Annotated in this window: 3 protein-coding genes; 1 reads left to right on the forward strand and 2 read right to left on the reverse strand. The window is 75.6% G+C overall.

Going from position 1 to position 12,174, the window contains the following annotated elements; genetic code table 11:
• A complete protein-coding gene (locus HD593_RS32050; protein WP_185105696.1) occupies positions 1-6,750 on the reverse strand; it encodes a type I polyketide synthase in 6,750 nt (2,249 codons plus the stop codon).
• Complete coding sequence (locus HD593_RS32055; RefSeq protein WP_185105697.1) at positions 6,747-10,892, reverse strand: non-ribosomal peptide synthetase; 4,146 nt, start codon at positions 10,890-10,892, stop codon at positions 6,747-6,749. Before HD593_RS32055 ends, HD593_RS32050 begins: the two co-directional genes overlap by 4 nt.
• A 113-nt stretch (positions 10,893-11,005) precedes the next feature.
• Between HD593_RS32055 and HD593_RS32060 the strand changes: the two genes are divergently transcribed.
• Entirely contained in the window at positions 11,006-12,163 is a 1,158-nt protein-coding gene (locus tag HD593_RS32060) for a class I SAM-dependent methyltransferase (protein WP_185105698.1), read from the forward strand.
• Positions 12,164-12,174: the final 11 nt, after the last annotated feature.

Raw genomic sequence — 12,174 nt, forward strand, 5'->3', positions numbered from 1 at the left:
TTACCTTTCTCGAAGTCGCGCCAGCGCCCTGTCGAGCGCGGCGTTGATCTGGCGGGCCACGGCGGGCAGCGCGGGAGGGTGCAGCAGGCCGTAGTGGTGGGCGTCCACGCCGGTGGCCTCGACGGGTCCGGCCAGGTAGCGTCCCCAGCCGAGGTCGGGCCGGCCCGGCGGGGTGTCGTCGACGCCCATCCCGATGCCCGAGTTGCGGGGTGAGGGCCGCTCTGCCCGGATCAGCAGGGTGACCGTGTCCGGGTCGGCCAGGCGGCCCGGGGTGTGGGCGGCCAGCGCGCGCAGGTGCCTGGCGAACACGGCCACCCGCCCCGCCAGGTCCTCGCCGCGGCCGAGCAGCCGGTGCTCGCGCAGCCGGTCGGCGACCGCGCTCATGCGCCGCTCCTCCGGCACGTCGCCGATGCTCAGGTCGATGCCGAGGTACGCCTCCAGGGCGTGCAGGTGCCGGACCGTCACCTGCCATTCGATCTCGGCGGCGCCGTGGCCGGGGACCTCGCGGATGAGCGCGGGGTCGTTGGAGTCGAGCAGCGCCAGCAGCGCGGTGTGGCGGCCTGTGGCGTGCAGGTGCCGGGCCATCTCCTGGGCCACGGTGCCGCCCATCGACCAGCCGCCCAGCAGCCAGGGGCCCTCCCCCGGGCCGCCGGAGGCGTCGATCGCCCGCACGTACTGCTCGGCGATGCCCTCGACGGTCTCCGGCCCCGGGCCGTACGCGCCGGCCAGCTCGGGGTCGGCGAGCGCCACGACGTTCACTCGGGGGTCCAGCAGCCGGGACAGCTCGGCGTAGCACAGCACGTCGCCGCCCGAGGGGTGGGCGAGGTACAGGGTGGGGCGGGGCTCTCCGCCCGGCTCGGCACGCAGCGGCAGCACGATGTCCCGTACGGGGCTCGCCGCGACCGGACGTGGTGCGGTCTCGATGGAGGAGGGGACGCCGTCGCCGGGCGGTCGTGCCGCGACGGCGTGGCCCGGCTCGGGCCTGGTCCAGGCGGCGGGCGATCCGGCCAGCTCGCGCACCTGGGCCACGTGGCCGGCGATCGCCGCCTCCAGCTCGTCGGCCGGCAGGACGCCGTCCAGGGCGTCCCATTGCAGGCGCAGCTCGCCGTCGTGTTCGAGCACCTGGTGGTCGAGCCAGGTCTGCGGGGTCTGGGAGAGCGCGTACACCTGCTCGCCCGCCCACTCCAGGTGGCCGCCGCCGTCCACCAGGTCCGTGATGCCGAGCGCGCTGGTGAACACCACGGGCACCGGCCGTACCTCTCCCGTCCTGGCGGCCTGCTCGGCGAGCACGTCCAGTGCGGAGAAGCCCCGGTGGTCGAGGTCCTCGAACATCCGCCCCTGGGTGGCCGCGGCCCGGCCGGCGAAGGCGGCGGCGGGCTCGGCGGGCACCTCGTGCAGCAGCAGGGAGGTGAAGTCGCCGACCACCCGGTTGACGTGCGGGTGGATGGCCGGGCGGTCGAAGAGGGTGAGCGTCACGCAGAACCCGGCCGATCCCGACCAGCGGGCCAGCGCGTCGGCGTAGACGGTCAGCAGCGCCGCCGCCGGGGTGACCCGGTGCCGGGCGGCGGCCTCCCTGAACGCCGCCCACTCGCCGGGGGTGAGCCGCGCCGAGCGGCGTACGAACCTGGGGGGCGTCCCGTCCGGATCGCGGACCGGCAGGCGGGGCGGGCCGGGAAGCGTGCCGAGGCGCCGGCGCCAGTAGCGTGCGGCGCGGTCGTCGCCCCGGCGCTCCAGGGCGGCGGCGCAGGCCGCCGGGTGCAGCTCCAGCGGCGGCAGCGGGACGTCAGGACGGGTGTAGAGGGCGTGCAGCTCGGACTCGATGATCCACCAGCTGGCGGCGTCGCAGATGAGCACGTCCACCCCGATGAAGAGCCTGATCACGTCTCCGGGCAGCCGGGCCGCCTGGATCTGCGCCAGCGGCCAGCGGTCGGGCGGGCCGGGCCTGGTGGACAGCCTCTCCCGCAGGACCGCCAGCCGCTCCGCCCGGCGCTCCGGGGTCATCGCGGTCAGGTCGTGCGTCCTGATCCGGTAGCGCGGCAGGTCGTCCAGCACGCGCAGGCGTCCCTCGGGCGTGGCCACGGCGCGGAGCATGGGGTGGCGGTTCACGACCTGGTTCCACGCCTCCTCGAAACGGGCGAGGTCGAGGCCGTGGCAGTCGTACTCCAGGGAGAAGTGGCAGGGCAGGTCTCCCCACTGGTAGCCGCCGTTCCGCCCGATCCAGTAGGCGTGCTGGACGCGGGTCATCGCGAAGGTGCCGTCGCCGTCGAGGACGTCCTCCGCCGGTGTGACCTCCGGGTCCGGCCCGGAGCCCGCCGATTCGAGCAGCTTGGCCATTCCCGCCACGGTGGGCGCGGCCAGCAGGTCCCGCATGCCCGGCCGTACGCCGAAGCGTTCGCCCAGCGCGGCCAGCATCCGCACGCCCAGCAGGGAGTGGCCGCCGAGAGCGAAGAAGTCGGCGCCGGGATCGGTCACCGGAACGCCGAACAGCTCCGACCACAGCCCGGCCACCACCTGCTCGGCCGGTGACAGGTGTGTCACGTCGCCGCCGGTGGCCGCGATCGTCCTGGGGCGGCCTGCCTCGGCGATGCGCGGGTTGAGGTCGGTCGCGGCGATGGACACGATCGGTGGGGACATTCCGGGCTCGCGCGCGGCCAGCAGCCGGTCCAGTGCCCTGGTGCCGGTGGCGGCGTCGAGCGCGCCGGCGAGGACGACGGTGGCCTCGGTGCCGTCGTCCGCCACCCGCCAGCCGTCCCAGACCGCGCTGACCCACCGGGTGGGGCCGGGTGCGGCGAGGCCGAGCGCGTCCATCGCGGCGTTGGCGGCGGCGTACGGGCCCATGCCGACGCCGCCGACCAGGGTGGTGACCGAGGACATGAGGAGTACCGTCCCGGGGCGGCGCTCCGCCGGGAGCGCGGTGATCGCGTCGCGGAGCGCCAGCGCTCCGCCGGCCTTGGCCCGTACGTGCCCGATGACCTGCTGCGTGGCCTGCTCGGTGGCCTGCGTGACCTCCTCCGTTGCCTGCTCGGTGGCCTGCCCTGTGGCCTGCCCTGTGGCCTGCTCGGTGGCCTGCCCGGTGGCGAGCGCGCGCAGCGGGTCCAGCCTCGCTCCGGCGACCACGCCTGCCGCGTGGACGATGAGCTCGATCGGGCCGCCGGTGGAGAGCTCCTCGATCAGGGCCGCGGTCGCTGCGGGATCGGTGGCGTCGCAGATCCGCACGTCGACACCGGTCTCGGCGAGCGCTGCCGGCCGGCGGTCCGCCGTACGCGAGGTGACGACCACGCGGTGTCCGCGTGCGGCCAGATGGCTGGCGAACAGCCGGCCGACAGCCCCGAGACCGCCGGTGATCAGCACGGTGCCCGGCTGTGTGCCGCCTACCCCGGTGGCGGGCGGGGTGGCGGCTGCCGCGGTGGCGGGCGGGGTCCACGGTGCCAGGCGGCGTCGCCACCTGGACGAGCCCCGGAGGGCGGTCTCCGTTCCCGCTTCGAAGGCGGCGAGCTCGCGCAGCACGGCACGGGCCTCGGCGGGGGGATCGGCCGGTGTGCCCAGGTCGAGCGTGGCCCACCGGAGGCCGGGCTGCTCCTGGCCCAGCACTCGCGGGAGCACGCGGACGGCCGCCTGCGCCGGGCGGGGTGGCGGGTCGCCGCCCACCTGCTCGCCGTGCCGGGTGACCAGGAGCAGGCGCGGCTGCCCGGCCTGCTCCGCCGCCACGGCGGCGACCTCACCGAACGCGAGCACGGCAGCGCAGACGGCCTCGGTCTCCGATTCGTCGGCCCCGGCACCGGTGTCCCATTCGCCGGCCCCGGCCCCGGCCCCGGCCCTGGCGTCGGTGTCGGTGCCCGCGGCCTTGGTATCGGTGTCGGGATCGTCGGGTTCGGCATGGGCGTCGGGATCGGCGGCCCCGTCACTGGCGTCGGGTTCGGCCGCCTCGGCGCCGGAGTCGGGTTGGGCGGCTGCGGGAACGGCGTCTTCCGTCGCCACCGCGACGAGCCCGGTCAGGGGTGCCGTGGGGTCGGCCGGTTCCAGGCGTGCGCGCAGCTCGTCCGCCAGAGCGCCGGTGCCGATCACCGTCCAGCGCCCGGCCGGGATCGGGGCCGGGCCGGTGGGGAGGATCTGGCTCCAGACCGGGACCTGCAGCGGCTCATCCGCATCGATCTCGGATGACGTGTCCGAGGAAGGGGGGTCGATCCACAGGCGGCGGCGCTGAAAGGCGTACCCGGGCGCGTGCACCCGCCGCCGGCCGGATGCGGGCAGCGCGGCCAGGTCCACCGGCCGGCCATGAGCCCACAGCGTGCCGGCGGCCTCCCGCACGCCGGCCGACTCCGGCTCCCCCGCCAGCAACGTGGTCACGACCGACCGCAGGCCGGGCAGGGCGTTCCTGCGGGCGAGGGCCGACAGGGCGCTTCCCGGCCCGACTTCCACGAGCAGGGGCTCGTCCTCGGGGCCGAGTGCCGCGCGCAGGGCCTGCGCGAATCGTACGGGCTCGCGTAGCTGCCGCGTCCAGTGGCCGGCGTCCGCCAGCTCGGCGCCGATCGAGGCGCCGGTGACCGTGCTGAACACGGGCACGGTGGGGGCGCCGCCCGTCAACCCTGCCAGGGCCGTGCCCAGGCCCGGCAGCTCCGGCTCCATCAGGCGGGAGTGCATCGCGGCGTCCACCCGCAGCCTCGTGCCCGGGATGTGACGTCCGCGCAGCTCGTCCGCCAGGCGGTCGATGGCCGCCGCGGGCCCGGACACCACGCACGCCGCCGGGGCGTTGACGGCGGCGAGGTCGAGGCCGGGGTGGTGCGACAGCAGCTCGCGTACGTCGTCCTCGCCGAGCGGCACCGCGAGCATCGAGCCGCCGCCGGCGGCTCTGGCCGCGGCGGCGCACCGGGCGGCGACCAGCCTGGCGGCTTCCGGAAGCGGCAGCGCGCCGCTGACGGCGGCGGCCGTGCACTCGCCCAGGCTGTGCCCGACGAGGGCGTCGGGCACGATGCCCCACGACTCCAGCAGCCGTGCCATCCCGTACGACACGGCGAAGACGGCCGGCAGCCCGAAGCCGGCGTCGCGGACGCGGGCCTCGGCGATCGCCGGATCCATGGCGTCGCGGACGTCGGCCCCCAGCGGGGGAAGCAGCAGCTCCGCGCACTCGTCCACGGCCCGGGCGAAGACCGGCTCGTCCCGGTAGAGCTCGCCGCCCATCCCGGGGTACGCGCTCCCCGCGCCGGGGAAGGCGAACACCAGGCGCGTGGCGGCGGCCCTGACGGGGGTCGCCGCGGCCAGCCCGGCCCGGCCCACGCCCGCCACCCGGTAGGCCAGCTCGGCCCGCCCCACGGCCAGCGTGTAGGCGAGATCGTCCTCGCCGGGCTCCGGCCGGGACGCGACGGCGCGGGCGGTGGCGATCGCCGCCTCGGCGGTGGCGCCCGAGACGGCCAGCAGCTGAGGCCGCCGGTCGGCGGGAACGGGCGGGCGGCGCGGGGCCGGCCCGAGCACCGCGTGGCAGTTGGTGCCGCCGATGCCGAACGAGCTGACCCCCGCCAGGGAGGGCGTGTCCCAGTCGCGGGTCTCGGCGATGACCTCGAACGGCGAGCCTTCCAGGCCGAGCAGCGGGTTGAGCGGGTGGGCGTGCAGCGACGCGGGCAGCACCCGGTGCCGTACCGCGAGGACCGCCTTGATGAACGAGGCGATGCCGGCGGCCGAGTTGGCGTGCCCGATGTTGCCCTTCACCGAGCCGAGCCCGCACCACGCCGGCCCGGTGTCGCCGAACACCCGTCGCAGCGCGGCCACCTCGATGGGGTCGCCGAGCGCGGTGGCGGTGCCGTGCGCCTCGATGAGCCCGATCTCGCGCGGCGACGCGCCGGCCACCGCGAGCGCTTCGGCCACCGCCCGGGCCTGGCCGCGCATGGACGGCGCGGTGAACCCCGCCTTGTCGGCCCCGTCGTTGTTCACCGCCGAGCCGTGCAGCACGGCGAGCACCGGGTCGCCGCCGGCCAGCGCGTCGTCCAGGCGGCGCAGCACCACCACGCCCACGCCCTGGGAGTAGACGATGCCGGTGCCGTCCGCGCTGAACGGCCTGATCGTCCCGTCGGCCGCGTACACGCCGCCGGCGACGTGCACGTACCCCTGGCCCTGCGGAACGATCAGCGACACCCCGCCCGCGAGCGCGGTGTCGCACTCGCCGGACAGCAGCGACTGCGCGGCCAGGTGCACGGCGACCAGCGAGGTCGAGCAGCTCGACGCCACCGCCACCGCGGGGCCCGTGAGGTTCAGCCGGTAGGCCGTCTGCAGCGGCAGGTAGTCGGCCTGCGTGGAGATCGCCGTCTGCAGGCTGCCGAGCGGGTCCCGTCCCGCGCCGGTCGGGTCCCACCGGCCGGCGAGGTTGCTCGCCAGGTACGCGCTCTGCATGGCGCCCGCGAAGACGCCGACCGCGCCGGCCCCGCGTCCGCCGCCGTGGCCGGCGTGTTCCAGCGCGTGCCAGGCGCATTCGAGGAACAGGCGTTGCTGGGGGTCGAGCAGGGCCGCCTCGGCGTCGCTGAACCCGAACGGGTCGGGATCGAAGTCCGCCTGTCCCTCGATGAGCCCGCCCACCGGGACGAACCCTGGGTGGGCCCGTAACCTGCCCGGCACGCCGCGGGCGGCCAGCTCCTCGTCGGTGAACCTGGTCAGCCCGTCGCGGCCGTCCCGCAGCAGGTCCCAGTACGCTTCCGCGTCACGCGCGCCGGGGAAGCGGCAGGCCAGGCCGACGACGGCGATGCGGTTCTGCGCGGCGGTCATCCGGCGAGCTCCGCCGCCCGCGCCCGGGCCGCGCGGCGAGCGGCGGCCTGGTCGGAGGCGGGCTGGTCAGAGGCGGGCTGGTCAGAGGCGGGCTGGTCGGAGGCGGGCTGGTCAGAGGCGGGCTGGTCAGACGCCTGCCGGTCAGCGGCCTGCTGCGTCGGACGGGCCGGCTGGGCAGAGGCCGACTGGGTCGGTTGGGCAGGCGGGGCGGAGGCGGGATCGGGGGCCGGTGGCGGGCCTTCCCGCAGGGGCGGGGTGGCGTTGCCCGACGCCTGTCTGCGGGCGGTGATATAGGTGGCGAGCTCCCTGACCGTGGGCCGGGCGAACATGTCCACCACCGTCAGGCCCTCGTCGAGCTCGGCTCTCAGGGCGCGATGGGCGAGCACCATGGTCAGGGACGACGCTCCCAGCCGGAAGAAGGGCGTGCTCACGTCGACCGGCGTCTTGAGCAGCTCGCTGAACACCCTGGCCACCGCACGCTCCACCTGCGGATCGGGGCCCGCCTGTGACGTGGCGGGGGCGGCGGGCGGCGGTTCCCGGTGGGACGCGGGCTGCGGGCCGACGCTGGGCGTGGCGGCTTGCGGTGAGGTGGGTTGCGGCGTGGCAGGTTGCGGTGTTGTTGCGAGGTCACGGGTGGGTGGCGGACCGTCGGCGCCGCCCTCGACGACGAGCTCCATCACCCCGTCGGGCGACACGGTGAGGGTGAGACGCAGCCCACGGGCGAGGGTGGCGCTGATCGCCTGCGCAGGCGGCACTGTCGCAAGGGACGCCTGCGCATGCGCCACACTCACAGGGGGTTCCTGCGCAGGCGGCGCTGCCCCAGGGGATGCCTGCGTCTGGGTGCCGTCGCCGGGCACGACGGTCTCGTCCTTGTCCGGACTCCCGGATGACCGGTAGGGGTTGGCGAGGGCCTTGTAGTCGACCTTGCCGTTGTCGGTGATCGGCAAGGCGTCCGTGATCAGGAACCGGTTGGGCACCATGAACCCCGGCAGGCTCGCCCGCAGGGCCTCGGCCAGCTCGTCGTCCGACGGCGGCATCGCGGGATCGGCGGGCACCACGTGGCAGACCAGCCGGGGCCGGTCGTCGGGGCCGGGCACCGCGCGAGCCACCGCCTGCCGCACGGCCGGATGCCGGTCCAGGGTGGCCTCGATCTCGCCCAGCTCGATCCGGTGGCCCCGGATCTTGACCTGCCGGTCCAGCCGGCCGAGGAACTCTATCGTCCCGTCGTACCGCCAGCGGCCGAGGTCGCCGGTGCGGTAGAGGCGGCGGCGCAGGATCGGATGCGTGATGAACCGCTCGGCCGTCTGCCCGGGGTCGCCGACGTAACCGCGGGCCAGCCCGTCGCCGCCGATGTGCAGCTCGCCGGGCTCGCCCACCGGGCAGGGCCGGCCGTGCTGGTCGAGGATGTGGAAGGACTGGCCGCCCAGCGCCCTGCCGTACGGGATGCTCGGCCAGGACGGATCGACGGCTCCGATGGGGTGGCAGATCGACCAGATCGACGCCTCGGTCGCCCCGCCCAGGCTGACCACCTCGGCATCGGGGGCCAGCGCCCGCAGCCGGTCGGGCAGCGTCACCGGGATCCAGTCGGCCGACATGAACACCAGCCGCAGCGTGGAGAGCGCCTCCCTGACCACCTCCGGCTCCAGCTCCGCGTACTCCACGAGCATCTCCAGCAGGGCGGGAGCGGTGTTCCACACGGTGACGCGGTGGCGGGCCATCAGCTCCAGCCAGTGGCCGGGGTCGCGCTGGCGGTGGGCCTCGGGCAGGACGACGGCGCCTCCCGAGCCGAGCACCGAGAAGATGTCGTAGACGGACAGGTCGAAGCTGTACGCCGACAGGGCCAGCACCCGGTCGTCCGGGCCGAGGGGGAATCGGGCGTCGAGGTCGTCGAGGGTGGTGCGGGCGGCACGGTGCTCGATGGCCACCCCCTTGGGACGCCCGGTCGAGCCCGAGGTGAAGATCGCATAAGCGAGGTCGTCCGGCGCCGGCCGCCGCGGCTCCTCAGAGTCCGCCGCGGGCCTTCTCGCCTCCTCGGACTCCGGCGCGGGCCGCCGCGGCTCCCCGGAGGCCGAAAGCCCGAGTACGCCGTCGGCGTCGAGCCGGTGCACGCGGACGTGTTCCGGCCAGGCCGTGCCGTCGGCCTCCGGTGCCAGCAGCGCCGTCCGGATCGACGCCTGCTCTCTCAGCGACGCCACCCGGCCGGCGGGCCAGGAGGGTTCGACCGGCACGTACCCGGCTCCGCAGGCCAGTACGCCGAGCAGGGCGGTGACCTGGGCGAGGCCCTTGTCCGCCACGACCGCCACCAGGTCGCCCGGCCCGATCCCGAGCGCGGCCAGCGCGCGGCCGGTGCGGCGGGCTCGCTCGGCGAGGTCCCCCGCCGTCACCTCGCGGGTCAGGGTGAGCAGGGCGGGCGCGGCGGGGGCCCGTACGGCGGCGGCGCGCAGCGGGTCGTCCAGGAGCGGCCCGGCCCCGCCGAACGCCCCGCCCGCCACGTCCTCGTCGGCGAGGAACGACGGGTCCCAGCCGAGCGCCGGGTCGGTCCACAGCTCCGGCTCGCCGGCCAGCCGCCGCAGGAGACGGACGTGCGCGGCCAGCATCCCGTCGACGAACCCGGCCGGCAGCGCCCCGTCCACGGCGTCCCACGCGATGCGGAGCCTGCCGTCCTCGTCCCAGACGATGTGGTCCAGCATCACCTGGGGCGTCTGCGAGACGCCGAAGACCTCGGTGCCGAGCCAGGCGGCAGGCGGCTCACCGGTCCCCGCCAGGCCGACGCCGCTGGTGAAGACCACGGTGTGGGTGGGGATGGGCAGTCCCGTGGCCTCGTCGGTGACCCTGGGACGCTCCCCCGACTCGATCGCGGCACGCAGCGCCTCCATCCCGGAGACGGCCCGGTGGTCGAGATCGGCCCAGAACTGGCGGTTGACGGCCGCGGCGTAGCCGGCGAAGCCGTACCAGCGGCCGGGGTCGGCGACGGGGATCTCCACGAGCACGGTGCTGGTGAAGTCGCCGACGATGCCGTCCAGGCCCGGGGTGTCGTCACCGCGGGCCAGGTCGTCGCGGTCGAAGAGGGTGGTGTTGAGGCAGAACGACTCTCGGGCGCCCCAGCGCTGCAGCACCAGGCCGAAGGCGGCCAGCAGCAGGCCGGTGGGGCTCAGCCCGTGCGCGGCGCCCTGCTTGCGCAGCTGCGCCCACTCCTCCGCGGGCAGGTCGGCGGCGTGCCGGACGAGGCGGTGGCCGCTGAACCCGGCCGGGCCGCGGGTCCAGGGCAGGGCGGGACCGTCCGGCAGGCCGGGTGCGCGGCGGGCCCAGTAGGCGGAGTCCAGCTCGCGGCGCCGCAGCTCGGCCGGGTCCTCCAGGCGGCGCCGTACGAGGTCGGCGAAGCCGAGCGGCGGCGCGGGCAGCTCCAGGCCGGGATCGGCCGTGTACCGGCCCCACTCACGCATCAGCCGCATCCAGCTCATGAGGTCCAGGGCCAGCACGTCCACGCCGACGAACAGCCGGGTGCGGCCGTCCGGCAGCAACGCCGCGCGCAGGTCGAACAGCGGCCACCGGTCGGCGGGCAGCACCTGGTGCGAGCACTCCGCGCGCAACGCCTCCAGCGCCCGCTCCACCCGTTCCGGGCTTTCACCGCGCAGGTCGGTACGGGCGAACACGTAGTCCGGCACCTGGTCGAGCACGGTCTGCCTGGCATCGGCGCCCACGACCATGCGCAACATCGGATGCCGCCGGACGAGCCGGTTCCACGCGCTCTGCAAGCGGTCGAGGTCGGCCTCCTGGGGTTCCTGCGGCACGCGGTCGTACTCGAAGTAGTAGTAGGTCGCCACTCCCCCGAGCGGGAACGCGGGATCCCGGCCGACCAGGTAGGCGGTCTGGATGGGAGTCAGCGGGAAGGACTCCCCGCCCTGGGCGGGCTCGTCCGGGACGATCCCGGCGGCGACCGTCCGGGCGGTCGCGGAGCCGAGGAAGGCCGTCAGCGGGAGTTCGAGCCCGGACTCCTCCAGCAGGCGCCGGCGCAGGCGCACGGCGGTGAACGACTCCAGGCCCAGGGCGGTGAGCGGGGCGTCGGGGTCCAGGTCCGAGGGCCGGAGTTCCAGTACGTCGGCCAGGCAGGCGAGCACTTCTTCGACGGTGGCGGAACTCAAGGGTGACCCCTTCCACGGGCGACGGCAATGGAAACGGTTTTCATTGCTACACATCTTGGCCGGTTTGTCCAGATCTTGAAAATGATTACCGCTATTTCGTACGATCTCGCCTCATGTCGCCCCTGAACGACCGTGCCGACGCCGCCGGGCACGCCGCCATCGCCGGCGTCGACCCGAGTGGCGCGGCCGGAGCCGTCCACGACCTGGACCGGCTGATCCTCCTCGGCCTCGCCACCGACCTGCACCGACGCACCAGATTGGGCCGGAGCACGGCGCGCGAGACCGGCGCGGACCGACCGGGCCGGGGCGCGGCGCACGAGGCCGACGTGGTCGCGAGCGATCTCGGGGCCGCGCCGCGGCACCGCTGGATCGCCGGCCACTGGCTGGCCGCGCTCCACGAGGCCGGCCTGGTCGGCAGGGACGCCGCGGGCCGCTACCACGACCTGCACGCCCCGCGGCGCGCGGAGCTGGCCACGGCCCGCACCCGCATGGAAGCCGCCCGGCTGGCGCTCGGCTACCCGGCCGAGCTGGCCGAGCTGATGCTGCGCTCGCTGCGCCTGCTGCCCGCCCTGCTGCGCGACGAGATCGGCGTGCAGGCGCTGCTCTACCCGGACGGCGAGCCCGCGACCGCCGAGGCCGTCTACCGCGGCAACGTCATCAGCCGCTACCTCAACACCGCCGCGGCCGAGGTGCTCAGGGATCTGGCCGCGCGCGCCACCCGTTCGCTGCGCATCCTGGAGCTGGGCGCCGGCATCGGCGCCACCACCGCGGACCTGCTGCCGGTGCTGGCAGGCCGGCCGGTCGAGTTCTACCTGTTCACCGACCTGTCGCCGTTCTTCCTCGACACCGCGCGCCGCCGGTTCGACGCCGGCTTCCTGCGCTACGCCCTGCTCGACATCGCCCGCGACCTGCCGCGCCGGCCGGGCGAGCTGGACCTGGTCGTCGCGGCGACCATGGCGCACAACGCCCCGCACATCGGCCGCCTGCTCGGCCAGGTCGCGGGCTTGCTGGCCCCCGGCGGGCGGGTGCTGCTCATCGAGACCGTCCGCGAGCACCCCCAGTCGCTCACCTCGATGCCGTTCGCCCTGTCCACGCAGGACGGGCCGCCGCGCCGGCTCGACGGCCGGGCGGGCACCACCCGCACCTACCTGAGCCGCGCGGAGTGGCTGAGCGCGCTGGAAGGCAGCGGCCTGCGGGTCGAGGTGGACCTGCCCCGTCCCGGGGACCCGCTGACCGCGCTGTCGCAGCGCCTGCTCGTCGCCACCCGCTGATCATTGAGCCG

The sequence above is a fragment of the Nonomuraea rubra genome, from assembly GCF_014207985.1.
Classification (GTDB): domain Bacteria; phylum Actinomycetota; class Actinomycetes; order Streptosporangiales; family Streptosporangiaceae; genus Nonomuraea; species Nonomuraea rubra.

Excerpts from the sequence above, each read along its gene's own strand:
- HD593_RS32060 (WP_185105698.1), top strand. The coding sequence starts at position 11,006 with ATGTCGCCCCTGAACGACCGTGCCGACGCCGCCGGGCACGCCGCCATC.
- HD593_RS32050 (WP_185105696.1), bottom strand. The coding sequence starts at position 6,750 with ATGACCGCCGCGCAGAACCGCATCGCCGTCGTCGGCCTGGCCTGCCGC.